Raw genomic sequence first — 20,063 nt, forward strand, 5'->3', positions numbered from 1 at the left:
AACTACCCACACTAAATCGAAACGATTATAGTGTGGGCTTCTAACATCACAGAGGAATGCCTCAGAACAGACTTGCGTCCAATCTTTGGTCTTACTTCCCCTCCGTTAGCTAAAACGGCTGTTCCATCCGTCTGTAATATTCTGATGCCTTCCGCTCTAATGTTTGTTGCGGCGTTACCATCACGGTCATGACGAGTACCGCAATTAGGACAAGTCCACTCCCTAACATCAAGCGGTAACTTATCAATCTGGTAATAGCAATTAGAGCAGAGCTTGGAGCTGGGGAACCAGCGGTCAGTCTCAACCAACTTGCCACCTTTTTTCTCTAGCTTGTAAGCTAGGAAATTGATAAAGATTCCCCATCCCACATCAGATATGGCTTTAGCTAAATTGTGATTGCGTACCATGCCTTTGACATTAAGATTCTCTACTACGACAACTTGGTTTTCATTGACGAGCTTTCGGGAAAGCTTATGTAGAAAATCCTGACGGGATTTAGTTACCCGTTCGTACACTTTAGCTACCGTCTTTTTAGCTTTGTTCCTTGAATTACTTCCTTTCTGTTTTTTAGCTAGCTTTTGTTGCTTGCGTTTGAGGTTTTTCTCGTGTTTGGCTAGATGCTTAGGGCGATCGTACTTGGAGACTTTGCAGCCATTACTCGTAATAGCAAAGTGAGTCAATCCCAAGTCAATTCCAATTACTTTGCCGACCGTTGAAACAGTCGGATTGTCGCCTTCACTCTCCGTCAATATTGAGGCAAAGTATTTCCCAGAAGGATTTAAACTAACCGTTACGGTTTTGATTGTTCCTTCTATGTTCCTGTGCAACTTGGCTTTAACTTTGCCGACCTTGCCAGGAAACTGAACAAACCCATCAAGTACCTTGACATTTTGAGGATACTGAATCGATTGCTTATCATGCTTTGACTTGTAGCGCGGGAACCTACCACGACCTGCAAAAAAGTTTTTATAGGCGGTTGTGAGGTTGAGCGTTGTTGCTTGCAAAACTTGGCTGTAACATTCAGACAACCAAAGTGTTTCTTCGGCTTTCTTGAGTTTTGGTAAAAAGGCATTGAGTGCTGACTGACCAAGGCTTTTACCCGTTTCTTTATAAGTCTCAATTGACTTATTTAGACCATAGTTCCACCACCATCTGGCACAGCCAAAGTGCTGAGACAGTAGGGCTTGTTGCTCTACTGTTGGATAAAGTCGAACCTTGATGGCAGTATGCAGCATTTCATTACCTCCTTACTGTATTATACATATTCCAGTAAAATATCTACAAAAATAAAGATTTGGAGATTTCCGTACCTACAATCTCCCTGCCTTTCATCCCGCCGAAGACACTGGGTACAGTTATAGCGGGGGACAACAGGAGCGAGGAGTTAAAATTAGATTAATATTGGAAATAATAGTATTGGTTCCAATTTCATTCCCCAACAGCTTTCGTTGGGGCTTTCCAAACATCCCGCGAGGTTCTATGACGGCTCAGGTCTTGATTGAAAAGAAAAAGTTAGAAAAACCGCCCCTAACAATACACACATTAGGCGATCGCGTCCTGCGGCAGCCAGCCAAGCGCGTCAAAAGCGTCGATGCAGAAATTCGGCAGCTAGTCCGAGAAATGCTGCAAACCATGTACAGTGCCGACGGTATCGGTTTGGCAGCCCCCCAAGTCGGAGTCCACAAACAAGTAATTGTCCTCGACTGTGACCCGGAAAACCCCGCCACACCCCCAATTGTTTTGATCAACCCCACCATCAAAAGTAGCAGCGGCGATATTTGCATCTTGCAAGAAGGGTGTTTGAGCATTCCGGGAGTTTATTTAGAAGTCAAACGCCCAGAAGTCATTGAAGTATCCTACCGCGACGAATACGGCCGCCCACAAACCCTGATAGCAACAGAGTTACTGTCGAGGGCAATTCAGCACGAAATGGATCACCTCAACGGAGTGCTGTTTGTAGACAGAGTAGAAAACAAGCTGGCACTGAATGAAGCATTAGTCAAGCATAAATTTTCCCCCAAGGCAGTAAAATCAGTATGATGGCAGGAACTCCGAAAAGTGGTTTACTCTTAGCTCTTTCGTGCATCACTGCGATCGCGGCAGTCGGCTCGATCTTTGAGCTGTCATCGGGAGAAGCTCAACTTGGCAATTTAGTCACGGGCATCATCCTCGCCTTGAGCGTACCGCTAACTGGCATATTTTTCTATGCAGCCGTTCAGGATGCCAGGGCAAATCTATAAGCAGAGTGATTAGTCATTAGTCATTAGTCAGCAGTTATTAGTAATTAGTAATTAGTAATTAGTCAGCAGCTAACAACCAATAACTGTGGAATAAAGACTGCTCAAAAATAACATCAGCTAACAGCTCGCGAGCTCATGACCAATGACTAATGACTAATGACTAATGACTCATAACTCATGACTAATGAAATCGGATTTCTGCGACAAGTGCCAGCCAAAGACGCTCTGGGAACCCCAGTATCCAAGTACCAACTTTCTGAAGAAGGGGAATTGCTCATCGGACGCGATCGCAATTGTCAAATAGCTTTAGAGTCGATCGGTCACGGCATGGTTTCCCGTCGCCACGCCATGATCCGTCCCCTAACCCAGGGTACTTTGACGAGATGGGAAATTTGCGACCTCAACAGCGCTAACGGAACTTATATCAACGGAAAAAAGCTCTCTGGCTGCCAAACTTTAGAAACAGGCGATCGCATCAGTCTCGGCCTTGACGGCCCTGAATTTATATTTGAATCTCCCGTAACCCCTTACCAAAATCAACCCGGATTAAGAGCACCACAAACAGGCAATTTTGCGGCTAGCGAAAAAGATGCTCTCACTTTAACTCAATTATTCCCCATCGCCTCGACGGGCAAACAATTAAGCCAAAAAGCTTACTTATATCCAGGTATTGCCACAGTTATTGTTGTCGTGTCGATGTTTGTCGCCGTTGGCAATTCTGCAGCGTTCAACTTGCTGCTGTCAGCTTACCTCGCCGGTGCGGCTTACTACTTTATCTATCAACTGTGCGGCAAACACAAACCGTGGTGGGTATTGCTTGGTTCGGCTTTAGCTACTGTCCTGATTGTGATCAGCCCCCTATTGATTGGATTTATATTAGTATTTAGAGAAATTTTGCCCGGTCGCCTGCCAGCCGAAGGCGAAGCAATCAGTTTTTTGCCTTTTTTGACCAGAATGTTTTTCGGGGCGGGTCTAATGGAAGAATTGCTGAAAGCCCTGCCCGTTTTGGGAGCGATGTTGCTGGGAAATTGGCTGCGAAATCCGTGGCGCGATCGAATCGGCGTTTGGGAACCTTTAGACGGAATTCTGTTAGGAAGTGCCTCGGCAGTCGGCTTTACACTGTTAGAAACTCTGGGACAGTACGTTCCCAATGTCATCCAAAATGTCACCCTGCAAGCAGGGCCCGACGCCGGACAATTAGTAGGATTGCAGTTGCTAATTCCCCGCATTTTGGGTTCCGCCGCCGGACACATGGCTTACAGCGGCTATTTGGGATATTTTATCGGTTTGAGCGCCCTCAAACCCAGGAAGCGCTGGCCTATTTTGGGCGTAGGTTATTTCAGCGCTTCGGCACTTCACGCTTTGTGGAATGCGTCAGGAGCAGCCAGCGTACTTTTGCTGGCGTTGGTGGGAGTTTTGTCCTATGCGTTTTTGGTAGCCGCGATTTTGAAAGCCAGAGCTCTTTCTCCGAATCGGGAGCAAAATTTTGCAACTCGAATATTCTTGGAAAAGTGACTTCTGAGTGCTTAATTGTTGATGTGCCAGGGCACCTCAAGCTGCCATTTTTTTCTTGTGTTTTAACCAGCTTAAACCTGCCAATGCTAAAGCTGCCGCCCCAGCAGTGAGAGGTTCGGGAACTGGTTCGGCTTCGGTATTCACTAGGGTGTAAGAAACATCAGAGTACCCCCACCCTCTAGAGTATGGAATATAGCTATCGACGATGAGCAATCCATCGTCTATATATGATTGATAGTTCATGTATCTGTACACAGTCTCGTGACTCCACGAGAAATATCTCAATCCCATAGACCAAGATTCGTAGCTCTCATACACCCAGTAAAAAGGCCCTCCTGGTTCGTCTGGAGGACTGATATATTCATTCATCACACTGTAGCCGCCACTTGCATACAGTCCGCGAAAAGCTCCTTGCTCAAAAGAAGCTGTAGCCCCTGCCAAATTGTAATCTTTTTCCCATCGTTCCAATCTTCCCTCGGAAACGGCAATTTCTTCAAATCCTATTCCTGTAAGCGAGGAGTTATTCAACTTAAAAAAACCGCTAGCTGTACTACCATTGTCCACATCGAAATTGTAGGTAAGTACGGCGGCTTGTACTTTGTCAACTTCTACCAATGACACGGCTGAAAACAAACTTAAAATGGTGCTAGCGATCGCACTTCCTAATCTGGGCCTTAGTTTGTGACTCATTGTTTTTTTTATTAATGTTTACCTAACAATACTTCGGACTGTTTTTGATTGCCAAGCGTATAATATGGGTTTCAAGGCGATGCTGCCATCGAGCTACCAACGGAAAATCGATTGTTTCAGACTAGGAACTAAAAACAGTCGGGACTATTGACGTAAGTCTAGTCTATTTGAGTGAGCGATCGCCCGTAATTATCCGCATTCTTAAAGTAAATTTTTTTGAAGTCAAAGATTCCCGAATGTAAACAACCGAGCTAATACGGATGCGTCACCTGTTGTAATTGTATAATTTATGACTTTCACTATTACTTTTGAACACAAACTAGAAAAATATTTGATCGTAATCGCCAAATATTCCGACGGGTTTGTGTTCTGGCGATGCAGCAGGCGATCGTCCCGCTTTGCATACACATTTAAAAATTTTTGTCAATACGCAATTTCCAGACATTTGACCCCTGTATTCTACCCTTGTGTATGACTAGCTTCTGCTTAATTGCCTGATGCGATAATCGCAACTGAACTTAGAAATTCTTCACAAATAGTTTGACTGTGGTACTATCTGGATGGCTGTGAGTAGCTGAGGGAAGCCAAGGGGCTTGATTCCTGTGGTGGTGGAGGAGAATCCAGGAGTGCTAGATAGGATGTCATTGGGATACGCAAACGTTTTCGCCCAGCGAAGTCAACCTGAACCCCTCCGCATTGGGGTGATTGGGGTTGGCAATATGGGCCAGCATCACACGCGAGTTCTGAGCTTGCTAAAAGATATCGAACTCGTGGGTGTTGCAGACATAAATGTAGAGCGGGGAATAGATGTAGCAAGCAAATACCGGGTTCGCTTCTTTGAAGACTACCGAGATTTGCTCGCCCACGTAGATGCAGTTTGCGTCGCCGTTCCAACTCGCCTGCATCACCCTGTGGGGATGTCTTGTCTCCAAGCGGGTGTTCACGTTTTAATTGAAAAGCCGATCGCGGCTAGCATTGCCGAAGCCGAATCTTTGGTCAACGCGGCTGCTGAGGCCCACCGGATTTTACAAGTGGGTCACATCGAGCGCTTCAATCCAGCTTTTCAGGAACTCGGCAAAGTGCTGAAAACTGAAGAGTTACTGGCATTGGAAGCTCACCGGATGAGTCCCTATTCCCAGCGGGCTAACGACGTATCGGTAGTTTTGGATTTAATGATCCACGACATCGACTTGCTTTTGGAATTGGCAGATTCCCAAGTGGTGAAGCTGACGGCCAGCGGCAGCAGGGCCTCAGATTCAGGTTATTTAGACTACGTGACAGCGACGTTGAACTTTGCTAACGGCATTGTCGCCACCCTGACTGCCAGTAAGGTGACGCACCGCAAACTCCGTTCAATCGTGGCTCACTGCAAGAATTCTCTGACAGAGGCAGATTTTCTCAACAACGAAATCTTGATTCACCGACAAACAACCGCCAATTACGTGACGGATTACGGTCAGGTGCTATACCGTCAAGATGGGTTGATAGAGAAAGTTTACACCAGCAATATTGAACCGCTCCACGCCGAATTGGAGCATTTTATTAATTGCGTGCGGGGTGGAAATCAGCCTTCTGTCGGAGGAGAACAAGCTCTCAAAGCTCTGCGGCTTGCGAGTGTGATAGAGCAAATGGCTCTCGACGGTCAAGCTTGGTATCCGAAAGAGCTAGAGTCTACTTTGCAAGTTAGCTAAATCGAGACAAATCCTGTCGTTTCCGGGTGCTTTTACAGTTTGGGTTTGTTGTTCGTTGAAGACGGTAACTGTTCCCATGCAACCGGATTCGATATCAGTCGATTTGAGATTGGACAATTCGGCGTGAGAAGTTCGGCGAGCGCGTGCGTGGAGTTGCGCTCAGTCGAACGATTTTAGGCTTTAGATTGACTCTGCAGATGAATCTGGGGGCTTGAACTAAGGTTTCAACTTTTTTGCTCTCGACAACAGGAGTCGTGGGCAAGTATCCGTCTTTAGGTGAAGTCACGATTTATGCCAAAAAAGAGCGACTATTTGACGACTGATGGTTTTGCTAACTAGCTGATTTCCTTGAGGACTCAGGTGAATGCTGTCTCGATACAAAGTTGGAAATTCGGCCGCACAATTGAAAATGGGAAGAAAATCTATGTAAGTAATTTTCTCTGTTTCTACGAGTTCGGCGAGACGCGCTCTAGCTTTGACTTCCCAGTCGCGAGGGCCCGGGCCGCCGAGTTCGCCTCGCTTGGGCGTGACGGCTAGCAAAAACTCGACGTTGGCGGATACAGCTATTTTCTGGATTTGGCGAATAGCTTCTAAGTTGCAGCCTACTACATCGCCGCTTGTGGCTCTGGGTGCTGCCAATTGGGGAGTTGGCACGGCAGGTAGCAGGTAGCGGCTCAATAACTCTAGCGTAGCCGATCGGGGTTTGTGATCCGGGTAAGATCGATCGCGACCCACAACCAGAGGACAAGGAGCCGATGCAAAAAAATCGTCCGTATTGAGCAGCAACACCACAGCATTTGCCCCAAAAACACCGAACCGCTTGGCGTAAGCAAGTTGATTCCTCGGCCCCCAAGAATTGGCTGAGGCGTTGAGAACTTCAAAATTTAAATAGTTGACTTGTGAACCTAATTGTGGAGTGCTCGCCAGATTCTGTACTTGCAGTCTCAAATTCCGAGCCATAATTTCGGAGATGGTATCTGTCTGATGTGTCCACCAACCGCCGTTGGCGACAGAATCTCCCAACAGCAAGACGCGCAGAGTTTCTGGAGGGGGTATCGGGGCGATCGCTGGGCTACGCATCGAATACTCGTTAATCTCAATCCGGTTGCCCAAGCGACGCACCTTCTGGTTGGGCGCCAACAAATAGCCGCACTCGGCATCGGCAATATAAATCAAGGGATTACCAAAACCCAGCAGCACCCGCAGCAGCACTTCGATTGCCGCCCCCAATCCTGCGGTGACAGCCAAAATTATGAGAACAAGTTTCACCACTTAACCTCGATAGAGAAGGATAAACCCCTGCCGACACCAAGGTATAAAAAAGAATGCAACTGCTGTCAAGCTTTCAACCCCGATTGTAGTCAGTCGATTTTAGATTAAAGATTAAAGCATTGACTCTACAGATGAATCTGGGATATCTCGCTAAAATCTAAACTTTTTTGCTTTCCAGGACTCCTGTCTAGAAGCAAGTATCCGTCTTTAAGTGAGGTGAGTAGGTCGCCTATGTAAAATCTAAAATCTAAAATCTAAAATCTAAACTGTTATGGCTGCGGGGTTTGAGCAACTTGGCGACCCGATTAAGTCAACCGAATCGCCCCCGTGGATATAGAATTCTAGAATATACCGTCAAAATCCGCCGTCAGCCGTCAGTGAACTTGGTGGTTTCAGGAAAATCCGTGGACTTAAAACAAATATTCAAAACGCCGAATCCCATAATCGGTGTCGTACATTTACAGCCTTTGCCAACTTCTCCCCGCTGGGGCGGAAACCTCAAAGCTATTATCGGAAGAGCCGAGCAAGAGGCTACAGCGCTGGCTTCTGGTGGCGCAAACGGTATCATTGTCGAGAACTTTTTCGACGCTCCTTTTGCCAAAGACAGCGTAGATCCGGCTGTGGTAAGTGCCATGACTCTGGTAGTCGAGAGGCTAACAAATCTCGTGACGCTGCCGATCGGCGTTAACGTGCTGCGAAACGACGCTCAAAGCGCGATCGCCATCGCCTCCTGCACAGGAGCTCAATTCATCCGCGTCAACGTCCTTAACGGCATCATGGCTACAGACCAAGGCTTAATTGAAGGCCAAGCTCACCAGCTTCTGCGCTACCGCCGGGAATTGGGCAGCGATGTCAAAATATTAGCAGACGTGTTAGTCAAGCACGGGCGACCCCTAGGCAGCCCGAACTTGACCACAGCCGTCCAAGAGACGATCGGGCGAGCTTTAGCCGACGCCGTAATCCTTTCCGGCTGGACAACTGGTAGCCCTCCCAATCTCGAAGACTTAGAACTCGCGAGTGCAGCAGCGGCGGGAATTCCTGTTTTCATCGGCAGCGGCGCCTCGTGGGAAAACATTTCCACCCTCATGCAGGCCGCTGACGGCGTAATCGTATCGAGTTCCCTGAAGCGAAACGGCCGCATCGAGCAGCCCATCGATCCGATCCGCGTCAGTCAGTTTGTAGAAGCCGCCCGCCGCAGCTTGTCAGAGAAAGAGCGCGAACAGGAAAATAGAGATGCTAATGGCTCAAGAGGGCCAACACCGGAACCGGGCAAAGTCACAAGTAAAACGTAAAATGGGAAGGGGTAATGGGTAATCGGTAATAGCTGCAAATGAAGAGCTAACAGTGAAAAAAGCACACTTATCAATCACCAATTCCCAATTTCTTTGATTCACGACACGGAAGTCACGGATACATGGATAGATTTCTTTTCTCTGACTTCTGACTTCTTCCCTCAACATCCATCCGTTAAATCCGTTAAAACCCTTACCTTGCTAGTTGCCCAAATTCCTTATTCTTTCAACGTCCCAATTATCAATTACCAAATCAAAAAATGATTCGCCGACGTTCAACCCCTTGGATTCATCGCTGGTCTAGGACTGTGATGGCAGCGATCGCAGCCATAGGCGTCGTAGAAACGGCCTATCTCACGATCGCTAAATTCACCAATGGCTCGGTCATTTGTCCCACCAGCGGCTGCGACAAAGTTCTTAACAGTCCCTACGCTACACTCTTTGGCACAGTGCCTTTAAGTTTGTTAGGTTGTCTGGCTTACCTGAGCATAGCAATCCTGGCATTGGCTCCCAAAGCGGTAAATCCCGCCACCAATAAAGGACTGCACTCTCAACTAGAAAAAAACACTTGGCAAGCGCTATTTATCATCACTGCTGCGATGGTAATTTTCAGCAGCTATTTGATGTATTTGATGGCTTTTGAAATTCAGGAACTGTGCATTTACTGCATCACTTCTGCCTTATTTTCGCTGTCGCTGTTTGTGCTGGTGCTAGTCGGGCGCGAGTGGGAAGATATCGGACAGTTGGTGTTTACAGGCATTTTGGTGGCAATGGTGAGTTCGATCGCCGCCTTGGGACTTTATAACAGCGTCAACTCACCTCCTCCTATTGTCTCTACCCCCGGACTTGCAGCCCCTGCCGTCACTACAACCTCCGGCCCGGCACAAATTGCTTTGGCCCGCCACCTCCGACAAATCGGCGCTAAAGAGTACGGCGCTTACTGGTGTCCCCACTGCCACGACCAAAAAATGCTGTTCGGCAAAGAAGCAGCCAAAATAATTGATTATTTTGAATGCGATCCCAGGGGGCAAAATTCCCGCGCTGAAATTTGCCAAGCTGCTGCTGCAAATGTTAAAGGTTTCCCGACTTGGGAGATTAATGGTCAGTTTTATGCGGGGACACAATCTTTGGATAAACTCGCTGATTTATCGGGCTACACCGGTCCGCGCAACTTTCAAAACTGACAGGAAAGTTGAAGATTATAGATGACAGATTTTAGATTGATGGGCTGGAAATATCCTGGTTTTTAACTTAGTTTCTCCTTGGCTCGTGCTGCAAAATCAATCTAAAATTTTGCATCTATAATCAATAAAAAAATAGTAAGAATTAGTGAGAAAGAAAAATTTTCCCACAAATTGTGGATTTCTAGTATTTAGATCGGTCAATAACTAATAAAACTTTTACATAAAAATGCAATAAACCGGGTTTCTGCTTCCAGAATGATTGTTAAAATGACATATTTTGGTTGCGAAACCCGGTTTCTCGTCTTGCAGCCCGATCGCACCGAAAAACCAAAAAATTGGATAATCTAAAATCTAAAATCTAAAATCTAAAATCTAAAATCGACTCGCCCGCACCGAAAAACCAAAAAATTGGATAATCTAAAATCTAAAATCGACTGAGCCGATCGCCCTGGAGATGTAAAACCTATAGGTAGTAGTAGTTTAGATGCTCAAAGGGCGAGGCCCAAATCCTCAAAATATGCTAAAAACTATCAAAAAATGGGTCGATCGAGAACGCCGAGTATTGATTACTGCGAGTGCCGTTGCTAGTACGGTCATTGTAATGCGCTGGTTTGGATTTTTTCAGGTGTGGGAATGGGCTGCTTTCGACCAATTTGTGCGGTGGCGGCCGGCCGAACAAATTGACTCGCGCATCGTCATTGTAGAAATTAAGGAAGCTGACTTGCAAAAATACGGCTACCCAATTTCGGATGCTGTCTTGGCCCAATTGCTGCAAAAATTGCACGCTGGCAAGCCGCGGGCGATCGGCCTCGACGTTTACCGAGATTTGCCAACTCAACCGGGTAACGCCGAATTGCTCAAAACTTTTAAAACTATTCCCAACTTAATCGGCATTGAGTTGATGCCAGACGAAACCCGCTTCGGAGTTCGGCCACCTCCGGTACTTGACCAGCTCGATCGAATCGGTTTCAACAATGTTGTCATCGACGCTGACTCAAAAGTCCGGCGAACTTTGCTCTACGCTTGGCCCGGAGACGGCAAAACTCATAAAAGTTTTGCACTCAGACTGGCTTTGCTTTACCTTCAAACTGAAGGGATTTCCCCTCAACGAGCAAGAGTCAATCCTAAATACTTGCAGTTAGGCAAGGGGGTTTTTCGGCCTTTTCAACCGAATGACGGTGCTTACGTTCGATCGGACAGCCGTGGCTATCAAATTTTGACCAACCTGCGCGGCCCGCGAGGCAGTTTTCGCACTGCATCGATGAGCGATGTGCTTTCTGGCAAAGTACCCGCTGATTTTGTACGATCGCGCGTTGTCTTGATCGGCTCAAATGCCCCCAGCCTCAAAGACTTTTACCAAAATGCTTACAGTTCCGGTTGGTTTGGTCCTCCCCAGCAAATACCGGGAGTCGAGCTTCAGGCTCATTTCTTGAGCCAAATTTTGAGTGCGGCCCTCGACGGGCGCGGGGCTATCAATGTCTGGCCAGAGGCTGCGGAGTTGCTGTGGATTTTACTTTGGTCTTGGGCGGGAGCAAAGGTGAGTTGGAATTTGCGATCGCTTGGTCGATCGGCTTATTGTTTATCCAGTATCTGTCTCGGTCTGAGTGCCACTTTATACTTAGTTTTTTTAGCCGGTTGGTGGCTACCGTTAATTCCTCCCATCCTTAGTCTTGTGGGTTCTGGTGCTGCTGTTGTGGGTTATCTGGCTCACTTGCAAGAAGAATTAAAACGGTCTAAAGAATTTTTACAATCGCTAATCGATACAATTCCCGACCCCATTTTTGTCAAAGATCGAAATCACCGCTGCGTTGTTTTGAATCAGGCATATTGTCGGTTTATTGGCTATCCTTTAGAAATTTTAACCTGCCGAACCGATTACGAATTATTTCCCCAAGCCGAAGCCGAGATATTTTGGCAGCAAGACGAATTAGTATTTCAAACTCACCAGCCGCGAGAAAATGAAGAATATTTTACTGACGCTCACGGAATTACGCATCTGATTGCGACTAAAAGATCCCTGCATAAAGATGCTGCAGGCAACCTATTTTTAGTCGGAGCAATCAGAGATATTACCGAGCGCCAACTCCGGGCAAATGCCCTAGAACAAAAAAACGCTGAACTCAGCCACCAAGCTTATCACGATGCCCTTACCGGTTTGCCCAACCGCCAAAGGTTCTACGAATGCTTGCATCGGTCTCTAGAAATAGCCTCCAGCACTCAAGAATTGGTAGCTTTACTGTTTTTAGATTTAGATGGATTTAAGTCAATCAACGACAATCTCGGACACAATGTGGGCGATTTACTCTTAAAAACAGTTGCCAATAGGCTCAAAAAATGCTTGCGCGGTAGCGATACCATCTCCCGGTTGGGCGGCGACGAGTTCACAGTCATTTTGCCCGCAATTCCAGGTCGCGAGGAAGCTGCGAAAGTAGCGGAAAAAATTTGCGACGCCATCATGCAGCCTTTTATTTTAGAAGAACATACAGTTTCTGTAACTACAAGTATTGGCATTAGTTTATATCCCATTGACGGTCAAGAGCCAGAGATTTTAGTTAAGAATGCCGATGTTGCGATGTATCGTGCTAAAGAACGCGGGAAAAATCAATATCACTTTTATTAATTAAGACCCGTTTCAAAAAATAATGCCACTGTAGGTAAAGTCCCCAGTCCGATATTGATAAGTCATTTGTAATTATTCAATTTTTTATCTAAAAACTCAATTATTTCAGACAAAATTTGAGTAATTTTTATACTTCAAACCCTACTTGGGCTGTAAGGTAAATATTATTTCAGGCGTCCCGTATGCAGCTGCAGCTAACTAAAAAAAATAGCTCCCTCCTTAAACTGTAAGGCTTCTAAGCTTTTTGAAACCGTTCAAAAAAATGTCCAAAATAGTGAAATCTAAAATCTAAAATCACACAAATTAAAATTCTTATATCTGTCATCTGCCATTAGATAGATTTAGCAAAATATAAAACTTATGAGAGCAACTTGCCGTCTTATCTAAATGTTACAAAATATTAAAATAAATCACAACCTGAAACCAAATTCAAATCGCCAAAAAGCCTTAATGTAAAAAAGTTTATGTAAACTTATGAAAGTTAATTAAAGTAAATGTAAAGATATCAGTGGAAATACGGAAATTGACAGATATAATAGGTGGTACAGACGTGGATCTATTGCGGTGATTTGAATAAGGCTGTGAATACTATGCGTACTTTGATTAAGCTCACAACAACGGCAACCCTGGCTGCCTGCCTGCAAGTGAATATAGTCGGCACCGCAAATGCGGCTCGACTTGCCAGCAACTCAACTAGCAACTTAACAAAAACCCGTAGCACGGGCAAGACTCCGACGCCATCGACGCCGAGAGTTTTGACAGTTGCACAAACCTCTAGGTTTCCAAATGACCCAAAACAATACGAACCACCCCCGAACGGGAGCCCCGAAAGTGACGGTACGGGAACGCGCTGACCCTAAATTTTCAATAAATTTTCAATCTTCTATTCGCGGAGATTTGTACCAATTCGATTGGTTAATTAAAGTATGGCTGCACCAATCCGGATCGGTGAGGGGATAGTCCACTCGGTAATGACCGCCGCGACTTTCGGTGCGAAACGCAGCACTTTTGACAATTAAATAGCCGATATCCAATAAATTCCCCACTTCTCCCCAATTTCGCAAAATCGAGCTATTCTCCGCCTCAGCAGGGGAAAAATCAATAATTTGTCCGGGCCGTAAATTATCAAGCGTTTGACTCAAAGGCAACGAAGCAAATTCTTGCCGCCAAATCTCAAGTTGGACGATCGCACTTTCCAAATCGCGTTGTCCCCGGCAAATTCCCGCACTCTGCCACACCAAATTCGGCAATTCGACCCGCAACTTTTCGATCGCCTCAATGTCCTTTTCAGAAATCGATTTTTCCAAGATTTCCCCCGCCTCGAACCGATCGGCGAATGCCTCGGGCGTTCCACCTTCTAGCTGCAAAAGTCCCATCTGCGCCCCAAAAACCAGACATTCCAGCAGCGAATTGCTCGCCAACCGATTAGCGCCGTGTACCCCCGTGCTCGCAGTTTCTCCCACCGCGTACAAACCCGGAATCGAAGTTTGGTTGAACTTGTCAGCGACAATCCCTCCCATCCAGTAATGGGCTGCGGGCGTCACCGGCACCGGTTCGGAAAAAATATCAATTCCCCAGTCAGCGCACACTTGAATAATATTGGGAAACCTGTAGCGCAGTCGATCGACCGCAATCGGGCGCAAATCCAGCCAAACATGAGGTTCCCCCGTCTTTTGCAAGTGGCGGAAAATAGCGCGGCTGACAACATCCCTAGGGGCGAGTTCCCCGCTGGGGTGAGAGTCAAAAGCAAAGCGATATCCCTTACTGTCAACCAAATGAGCTCCTTCTCCCCGCACCGCTTCGCTAATGAGAAACCGAGGCGCGCCCGCTGTGCTCAGTGCCGTCGGGTGAAACTGCACAAATTCTAAGTCTCGCAGCAGCGCCCCGGCGCGCCACGCAATTGCCACCCCGTCCCCGGTACTTACCGACGGATTGGTCGTTTGAGCAAAAACCTGTCCGCCGCCGCCTGTCGCCAGCACCACGGCTTTGGCCTGCAGCCACTTGACTCGTGAGCCACAAATCGAGCTAATCCCCTGGCAGCGCCCGGTTGCGTCTAGCCACAGACTCAAAGCAAAGGCAGGAGATACGAGTTGAATGTTTTTGCGGCTCAATACTTTTGCTGTCAGCGTACTGATAACGGCTTTGCCCGTAGTGTCGGCGGCGTGGAGAACTCGGCGGCGGGAGTGGGCTGCTTCTAGGGTGAGGGCTAAATCGGGGCCGGTGCGATCGAATGCAACGCCCATTTTCACTAGGGAGTCAATGCAGGCCGAAGCTTCCTCAACTAAAAATTTCACCGCATCCAAATCGCAAAGACCGGCTCCTGCAGCCAGTGTATCCTGAACGTGCAGTGCTGCCGAATCTTCAGGGGCGATCGCCGCGGCAATCCCTCCTTGAGCCCAATCGCTGGCAGAAACAGGCAGGGTATTTTTATTGATCAAGCCCACGTGCAAATGCTCTGGCAGGCAAAGTGCTGTGTACAAACCCGCCGCGCCAGCACCTATTACCAATACGTCAAATTTGTCAGTCATAAGTCTGCCGCCAGTCGATTTTAGATTTTAGATTTTAGATTTTAGATTTTAGATTTTAGAATTGAGTCTACAGATGAATCTGGGGACTTGAACTAATGTCAGTCGAGCGAGCTTATATTTTAGATTTTATATTAAAGAATTCAGTCTACAGAGGAATCTTGGGAACCCGCTTATTTCAATCTAGCGAATTTTGGTCGGCTTTTGCCCAATGGTGGTTGAAAGTAAGTGTTCAGAAATTAAAGGCAGAAGTCATCAGCCTATAGAAAAAAAAATATTTTCTTTCTGCCGAATGCCTTCTGCCCAATGACTTCTGCCTTCAAATGAGACCCGCTGCTACCTAGTCGTAGAGACCATTATTCAACCGGTTGTCTCCTTCAATAAAGACTGATTCAACATCAGTTACGGTGAATTTGTCCATGTTAGCTTGCAGCACTTTTTTCTGAGCATCCGTCAAGTCTGAAATATTGAGTACGTCCTCAACATTTTCGTAAGGAGCATTCTTAATAATTAGTCGAGCTAAAGTGGGATACAACCCTCGAAATTCCCGAAAGTCCCGGACGGCGCTGTTGTTCAAATCAAGTTTTTTGCCGTATTCTGTGGCAAGCTTCTCATCGGCGCGATTGGTTCTAGCCGGAGCTTCAACAGCTAGGAGCGAGGATGATGGCAAGACGATACGGCTTAATGACGCCGCGATCGCGCTTTGGTCTCCAGCCCATGCAAAGCAGCCCAGCACTAAGCCCAATACTGCCAATAGACGACCCAATCGTTTCATGAAGTTTTGTCTCCCAATTTCATACACAGCATTTATGTAGAGACTACCATTTTGCTTATGCAGTTTTTCAGATAAATCCGCAATAGGTAGAGGGCTGTTATAAAATTTACATTGGGGTATTGACAACGCGGACAATATATGATAATGACCGACTTTTGAGCATCGCAGACAAGTTTATATAAGGCCCTGCAAATGAAAAACTCGGACTGCTATTTTAAGGGGTTAATTTTTGCCCCGCACCCAATTTTCTCGCTATCAAGAACTTTTTCCTTTCGTTTTGAGAAAAGCATTCAAATCAGCATAAGTACCGCCGTAAGTCACGGTGGGAGTGTCGTAACCCTTTAAAGCAACGGTGTGCTGCTCGAAAGCGCCCTGGGCCCCCAATTGCGTCAGGTATTTGTAGGTAGTTTCTCCCACAGCGATATCCTTGCCGAGTTGCTTGGTGCAAGATTCCAGGCGAAATGCTGCGTTTACAGTATCTCCCAAGGCGGTATAGTCCGATCGGTCGCTGCTGCCAGAATTTCCCACCATTGCATAACCAGTATTGATGCCGGCCCCGACTCGCAAAGGAAAAGGCAGGGGGTAACGGCTGCTGAGTTCGTCTGTTGCCTTGTGCAGTTCGCTCAAAGCTTGGCAAATCCGCATCATTTCCTCGCTGCTGACACCGCTGGTTTTGTGGAACCAGACCGCCATGATGGCATCACCGATGTATTTGTCCACCCAACTGCCGTGTTCGCGAATGATCTGTCCTGCTTTGCGGAACCAATTGCCGATGACTTCCGAGAGGAGGGTTTCGTCTAGCTGCCTAGTCAAAACTGTAAAGTCTCGGATGTCCATTACCATGACGCTAATCAGGCTACGCACCGTCAAAGTCGCCGTAAAATCTTCAGAGTCTGTCTCGTGTATTGGTGGATCGTGCCGATGGCCGGCGGTTGGGTTGTAGAAGTCCAATTCGGTTTGACCGAAAATAATCCGATCGCCATTTCTGAGAGTGACAGGAATACTGACCCGCCGCCCGTTGACAAAGGAACCATTGCGGCTGCCCAAGTCGATCAGGTAGAACTCTCCTGTCTCCATTTGCTGTAACATCGCGTGATTACGGGAAATCCAGCGATCTGTCAGTACAAAATTATTGTCATCGCTCCGCCCTACTGTCCAGCAATTGCTGCCGGAGAGCGGCAAGTAGCGATTGCCGCCTTCTGTGCGAAGTACCATATGTGGATTGGGTTGCACTCGTCACAACAGTCCTAGAAACGACACAAAATTAACCGAATTGAGATTTGAGACTTCAGATTTTAGATTTTTTAGTCCATCGTCGATGCACCTAGCCTCTGCAGGATTTGTGAACCATAAATTCGATCGAGCTAGCGAAGGTATTTATGATTCGATCTACCAAAGCAGGCAGTTAAAACAGACTGTCTACCAAGATTGTACCTGATAATACTGCCTGCCCCGAAGGGGAGACAACTTTTATTTATTTTGATGGGCCAGAAAAAAGTGGGAAAATGGCTCTCTGGCTAGGGGGCTAGCGTGTAAACACAAGTCCGAAATCTTTCAACACCATTCCTGAAACCCAAGTTTCGCATGAATCTCAGAAAGGAAGCTTATTTTCATGAATTTTAAGTTATTGATTCGGCAAAACGAGAAATCAAGAATCCAGGAAACAGGGTTTCTACAATATGGGTCAGCGATCAACTTGTCTGTACACAGTAGAGCTAGGCGGGGGGTAGGGGGTGTGGGCTGGTATGCAGATCCAGAGTTCTGTCCACTACTCCCTATGGTGTAAGCTTCCAATTTCAACCGGAACAGCCGCTCATATCGAACATTTCCTTCCAAACGTCGAACTTACATTCTGTCCATGGGCAGTAGTGCTAGTTCCTAACGCTAATAATCCAAGCCCTTCATCGCCAATAATGATAGCAGAGTTCACATCTCTATCGTGCTTTGTTTGGCAATTGCAACAAGTCAAGCTACGCACTTCCAACAGAAGGCGAGCCACCTGATTCAGACCTACGTGGAAACTCTTACTCGATGGTGCAAAAAACCGACCAATGTCTAAGTAAGTTTTACCGTCTCTTTCAGCCTTGTATTTCAACGGTAGGGTCAATTTTGACCATCCGCAATCGCTAATTACTTTAGCTAAGAAGTGAGTTTTTACCCAGTTATTGACTGCCATATTTTCAACAACAATGACTTGGTTTTCCTGCACCACTTTTATAGAGAGTTTTTCCTTAAAATTCTCTCTAGCATTTGCCATTTTTTCGTGATTCATGGCACCCCACAAGCTTGAAAACGATGATTTTAACCTTGATGTTTGCGAGAGAGTTGATGCTGCTTACGGTTTATATTTTGTTTGAAATTTTGTGGTTAATACTAGCAAAAACAATCCCCAACTTCCCAGGAAAATTGAGGAATTTATCACCAACAATTTGTATTTTTTGGGGGTAATGAATTGATTACTGGTCAGGCGTTGAGTAGAACTTAGGGAAAGATGCCCGTCCTTCAAAGAAGTTGATGAATGCTCTGCATAGGTTTAGTGAACTCAACTCATGCAGTTATGGGTGACAGGGCGATCGCATCTGGTAAATAGCACTTTCTGAAGCCAAACTGAGCTAGCGGGGTAACAAGCAAGCTGGAAAACTTAGCAGGCAAGAGTTTAAGGCAACCCTCGCTGAGCTGATATCTTTTAGTGTGCATTGCCCGATCAAAATAATCGCCATTCTTCCTGGGAGTAATAATCATTCTAAACCAACCATTATTCTCAGTATTTTTACTTAAAAATCGGAGATGGATTTACCGCCATTAACTCGAGATAACCGATGTGACAGTTGAGGGTGCGGAATGGAATTATAAATTTACCTAAATTTTCCTTTTATTCCGGATGAACATAGTTAGGTCTAGTAAATTATGTAAGCCTCTACCACGACCAAAAGTTTGGTGTCATTGATTACTGGCTTTGCAAGCAAAATAAAGACGGTAAAGCACCAGCAATGGCTACCTAATCAATGCTTAAAAGCCTACAGAGCGTCGTGAGCTAGGTTCGTAACAACTTATTTATCAAGGTTTGTAATGAGAACCCCCGAAAACTTCTGCATTCATAAGTTAGTAGAATTCCAAGTAAGGCAAACACCCTATGCTATTGCTGCTATTTTTAAAACCGAGAAAATAACTTATCAAGAATTAAATAATAAATCCAATCAATTAGCACATTATCTGAAAAGCTTAGGGGTTAAGTCAGAGACGCTTATTGGAGTATGTGTTGATCGATCGCTGAATATGTTAATCGGACTTCTGGGAGTCTTAAAAGCCGGTAGTGCTTACGTCCCTCTTGACCCAACTTATCCCGAAGACCGGTTAGCTTTTATGTTGGAAGACTCCCAGCTTCCGCTACTACTTACCCAAACCCATCTTCTCAGCTCCCTACCTAAAAGAAATGGTATGCGAGTGGTATGTTTAGACTCAGATTGGCAAGAAATTGAGCAATTCAGCGAAGATAATTTAGATAGCGAAGTCACACCTGATGATTTAGCCTATACAATATACACCTCCGGTTCAACGGGTAAACCAAAAGGCGTGCAAATTATTCACCGTGCTGTAGTCAATCTTCTGCTATCGATGAAACAAGAACCAGGATTGACAGAACAAGATGTACTACTAGCAGTCACTACGATATCCTTTGATATTGCTGTTTTAGAACTTTTTTTACCATTAATAATTGGTGCTCGAGTTGTGATAGTTAGTCGCGCAGTCGCCATCGATCCAATGAAGTTATCTAAAACGATCACTGAATTTGGCGCTACAGTCATGCAGGCAACTCCTGCAACCTGGAAAATGCTATTAGCCGTTAATTGGCAAGGCGATCGCAATTTAAAAATTCTTTGTGGAGGAGAACCTCTCAATCGACACTTAGCCAATCAATTGCTAGAGCGAAGTTCCTCCCTTTGGAATATGTACGGGCCGACTGAGACAACTATTTGGTCAACCATTCATCAAGTAGAAGCTGGTGAGGAAACCATACCAATTGGTCGCCCCATTTTAAATACTCAAATTTATCTATTCAAATATCCACGCCATTCTCACAAGGATAATCTTGAGCTTGTTACTGATGGATCTGAGGGAGAGATTTACATTGGTGGTATGGGAATAGCGAGAGGTTATCTTAACCGTCTAGAGATAACTGAGGGTAAGGATTCAGGTAAAAAATAGTTCCGCAGAGAGCCGAAAAATATGGTAATGTAGTCAGATGAGCGAAAAGCCAG

The 20,063-nt window shown here is 46.0% G+C and carries 17 protein-coding genes; 10 read left to right on the forward strand and 7 right to left on the reverse strand.

Translation table 11 applies throughout. From position 1 onward, the window contains the following. Nucleotides 1–11: 11 nt before the first annotated feature. Nucleotides 12–1,235 (reverse strand): RNA-guided endonuclease TnpB family protein, encoded by a 1,224-nt coding sequence (locus tag QUA77_RS22475; RefSeq protein ID WP_333452598.1) that lies wholly within the window; start codon nucleotides 1,233–1,235, stop codon nucleotides 12–14. Between the two features lie 244 nt (nucleotides 1,236–1,479). On the opposite strand from QUA77_RS22475, the gene def reads away from it, so the two are divergent. The 3 genes from def to QUA77_RS22490 all read left to right on the forward strand — a co-directional run bounded on the left by def (nucleotide 1,480) and on the right by QUA77_RS22490 (nucleotide 3,755). Further along, nucleotides 1,480–2,040: a peptide deformylase gene (gene def / locus QUA77_RS22480; protein WP_190659061.1), complete on the forward strand. Its 561-nt coding sequence runs from the start codon at nucleotides 1,480–1,482 to the stop codon at nucleotides 2,038–2,040. Beyond that, nucleotides 2,040–2,240, forward strand: coding sequence for a hypothetical protein (locus tag QUA77_RS22485; RefSeq protein WP_199292547.1), 201 nt, complete (start codon nucleotides 2,040–2,042; stop codon nucleotides 2,238–2,240). Before def ends, QUA77_RS22485 begins: the two co-directional genes overlap by 1 nt. Nucleotides 2,241–2,417: 177 nt before the next feature. Continuing rightward, a complete protein-coding gene (locus QUA77_RS22490; RefSeq protein WP_333041125.1) occupies nucleotides 2,418–3,755 on the forward strand; it encodes a PrsW family glutamic-type intramembrane protease in 1,338 nt (445 codons plus the stop codon). Between the two features lie 36 nt (nucleotides 3,756–3,791). Here QUA77_RS22490 and QUA77_RS22495 read toward each other — a convergent pair whose 3' ends face one another. Further along, nucleotides 3,792–4,445: a hypothetical protein gene (locus QUA77_RS22495; RefSeq protein ID WP_333041123.1), complete on the reverse strand. Its 654-nt coding sequence runs from the start codon at nucleotides 4,443–4,445 to the stop codon at nucleotides 3,792–3,794. A gap of 638 nt (nucleotides 4,446–5,083) precedes the next feature. Between QUA77_RS22495 and QUA77_RS22500 the strand changes: the two genes are divergently transcribed. After that, the gene (locus QUA77_RS22500) at nucleotides 5,084–6,136 is read left to right on the forward strand and encodes a Gfo/Idh/MocA family oxidoreductase (RefSeq protein WP_333041122.1); all 1,053 of its coding nucleotides are present in this window, start codon (nucleotides 5,084–5,086) and stop codon (nucleotides 6,134–6,136) included. A 282-nt stretch (nucleotides 6,137–6,418) separates the two neighbouring features. Here QUA77_RS22500 and QUA77_RS22505 read toward each other — a convergent pair whose 3' ends face one another. Further along, nucleotides 6,419–7,405, reverse strand: a complete 987-nt coding sequence (locus tag QUA77_RS22505; protein WP_333041121.1) for a GDSL-type esterase/lipase family protein — start codon at nucleotides 7,403–7,405, stop codon at nucleotides 6,419–6,421. Between the two features lie 407 nt (nucleotides 7,406–7,812). Here QUA77_RS22505 and btpA point away from each other — a divergent pair, with 407 nt between their 5' ends. The 4 genes from btpA (at nucleotide 7,813) to QUA77_RS22525 (ending at nucleotide 13,358) form a co-directional block, all read left to right on the forward strand. Beyond that, nucleotides 7,813–8,700 carry a photosystem I biogenesis protein BtpA gene (gene btpA, locus QUA77_RS22510; protein ID WP_333452600.1) on the forward strand — a complete coding sequence of 296 codons (888 nt, stop codon included), beginning with the start codon at nucleotides 7,813–7,815 and terminating at the stop codon, nucleotides 8,698–8,700. A gap of 260 nt (nucleotides 8,701–8,960) precedes the next feature. Beyond that, nucleotides 8,961–9,884 (forward strand): vitamin K epoxide reductase family protein, encoded by a 924-nt coding sequence (locus tag QUA77_RS22515; protein WP_333452602.1) that lies wholly within the window; start codon nucleotides 8,961–8,963, stop codon nucleotides 9,882–9,884. 484 nt (nucleotides 9,885–10,368) lie between these two features. Next, a complete protein-coding gene (locus tag QUA77_RS22520) occupies nucleotides 10,369–12,504 on the forward strand; it encodes a CHASE2 domain-containing protein (RefSeq protein WP_445302097.1) in 2,136 nt (711 codons plus the stop codon). Nucleotides 12,505–13,094: 590 nt separating this feature from the next. Continuing rightward, on the forward strand, nucleotides 13,095–13,358 hold the full coding sequence (locus tag QUA77_RS22525) for a hypothetical protein (RefSeq protein WP_333041115.1): 264 nt from the start codon (nucleotides 13,095–13,097) through the stop codon (nucleotides 13,356–13,358). Between the two features lie 21 nt (nucleotides 13,359–13,379). On the opposite strand, the gene nadB is transcribed toward QUA77_RS22525, so the two are convergent. Next, nucleotides 13,380–15,032 carry an L-aspartate oxidase gene (gene nadB, locus QUA77_RS22530; protein ID WP_333041113.1) on the reverse strand — a complete coding sequence of 551 codons (1,653 nt, stop codon included), beginning with the start codon at nucleotides 15,030–15,032 and terminating at the stop codon, nucleotides 13,380–13,382. A gap of 95 nt (nucleotides 15,033–15,127) precedes the next feature. Here nadB and QUA77_RS22535 point away from each other — a divergent pair, with 95 nt between their 5' ends. After that, nucleotides 15,128–15,295: a hypothetical protein gene (locus QUA77_RS22535; protein ID WP_333041111.1), complete on the forward strand. Its 168-nt coding sequence runs from the start codon at nucleotides 15,128–15,130 to the stop codon at nucleotides 15,293–15,295. 74 nt (nucleotides 15,296–15,369) lie between these two features. On the opposite strand, the gene psbU is transcribed toward QUA77_RS22535, so the two are convergent. The 3 genes from psbU to QUA77_RS22550 form a co-directional block, all read right to left on the reverse strand. Beyond that, on the reverse strand, nucleotides 15,370–15,804 hold the full coding sequence (psbU, locus tag QUA77_RS22540) for a photosystem II complex extrinsic protein PsbU (protein WP_006635850.1): 435 nt from the start codon (nucleotides 15,802–15,804) through the stop codon (nucleotides 15,370–15,372). A 255-nt stretch (nucleotides 15,805–16,059) separates the two neighbouring features. Next, nucleotides 16,060–17,019 (reverse strand): adenylate/guanylate cyclase domain-containing protein, encoded by a 960-nt coding sequence (locus QUA77_RS22545; RefSeq protein WP_333041108.1) that lies wholly within the window; start codon nucleotides 17,017–17,019, stop codon nucleotides 16,060–16,062. Between the two features lie 598 nt (nucleotides 17,020–17,617). Continuing rightward, nucleotides 17,618–18,076 (reverse strand): transposase, encoded by a 459-nt coding sequence (locus QUA77_RS22550; RefSeq protein WP_333452607.1) that lies wholly within the window; start codon nucleotides 18,074–18,076, stop codon nucleotides 17,618–17,620. 797 nt (nucleotides 18,077–18,873) lie between these two features. On the opposite strand from QUA77_RS22550, the gene QUA77_RS22555 reads away from it, so the two are divergent. After that, nucleotides 18,874–20,010 carry an amino acid adenylation domain-containing protein gene (locus QUA77_RS22555; RefSeq protein WP_333452609.1) on the forward strand — a complete coding sequence of 379 codons (1,137 nt, stop codon included), beginning with the start codon at nucleotides 18,874–18,876 and terminating at the stop codon, nucleotides 20,008–20,010. Nucleotides 20,011–20,063 lie beyond the last annotated feature (53 nt).

Source organism: Microcoleus sp. K5-D4 (assembly GCF_036704575.1).
Lineage (GTDB): Bacteria > Cyanobacteriota > Cyanobacteriia > Cyanobacteriales > Microcoleaceae > Microcoleus.

What these genes read in the sequence shown, in the direction of transcription:
- psbU (WP_006635850.1), bottom strand. Translation starts at nt 15,804, where the DNA reads ATGAAACGATTGGGTCGTCTATTGGCAGTATTGGGCTTAGTGCTGGGC.
- QUA77_RS22555 (WP_333452609.1), top strand. Translation starts at nt 18,874, where the DNA reads ATGAGAACCCCCGAAAACTTCTGCATTCATAAGTTAGTAGAATTCCAA.
- def (WP_190659061.1), top strand. Translation starts at nt 1,480, where the DNA reads ATGACGGCTCAGGTCTTGATTGAAAAGAAAAAGTTAGAAAAACCGCCC.
- QUA77_RS22485 (WP_199292547.1), top strand. Translation starts at nt 2,040, where the DNA reads ATGGCAGGAACTCCGAAAAGTGGTTTACTCTTAGCTCTTTCGTGCATC.
- QUA77_RS22475 (WP_333452598.1), bottom strand. Translation starts at nt 1,235, where the DNA reads ATGCTGCATACTGCCATCAAGGTTCGACTTTATCCAACAGTAGAGCAA.
- QUA77_RS22490 (WP_333041125.1), top strand. Translation starts at nt 2,418, where the DNA reads ATGACTAATGAAATCGGATTTCTGCGACAAGTGCCAGCCAAAGACGCT.
- QUA77_RS22520 (WP_445302097.1), top strand. Translation starts at nt 10,369, where the DNA reads ATGCTCAAAGGGCGAGGCCCAAATCCTCAAAATATGCTAAAAACTATC.
- QUA77_RS22515 (WP_333452602.1), top strand. Translation starts at nt 8,961, where the DNA reads ATGATTCGCCGACGTTCAACCCCTTGGATTCATCGCTGGTCTAGGACT.
- QUA77_RS22495 (WP_333041123.1), bottom strand. Translation starts at nt 4,445, where the DNA reads ATGAGTCACAAACTAAGGCCCAGATTAGGAAGTGCGATCGCTAGCACC.
- nadB (WP_333041113.1), bottom strand. Translation starts at nt 15,032, where the DNA reads ATGACTGACAAATTTGACGTATTGGTAATAGGTGCTGGCGCGGCGGGT.
- QUA77_RS22525 (WP_333041115.1), top strand. Translation starts at nt 13,095, where the DNA reads ATGCGTACTTTGATTAAGCTCACAACAACGGCAACCCTGGCTGCCTGC.
- QUA77_RS22550 (WP_333452607.1), bottom strand. Translation starts at nt 18,076, where the DNA reads ATGAATCACGAAAAAATGGCAAATGCTAGAGAGAATTTTAAGGAAAAA.
- QUA77_RS22545 (WP_333041108.1), bottom strand. Translation starts at nt 17,019, where the DNA reads ATGGTACTTCGCACAGAAGGCGGCAATCGCTACTTGCCGCTCTCCGGC.
- QUA77_RS22535 (WP_333041111.1), top strand. Translation starts at nt 15,128, where the DNA reads ATGTCAGTCGAGCGAGCTTATATTTTAGATTTTATATTAAAGAATTCA.
- QUA77_RS22500 (WP_333041122.1), top strand. Translation starts at nt 5,084, where the DNA reads ATGTCATTGGGATACGCAAACGTTTTCGCCCAGCGAAGTCAACCTGAA.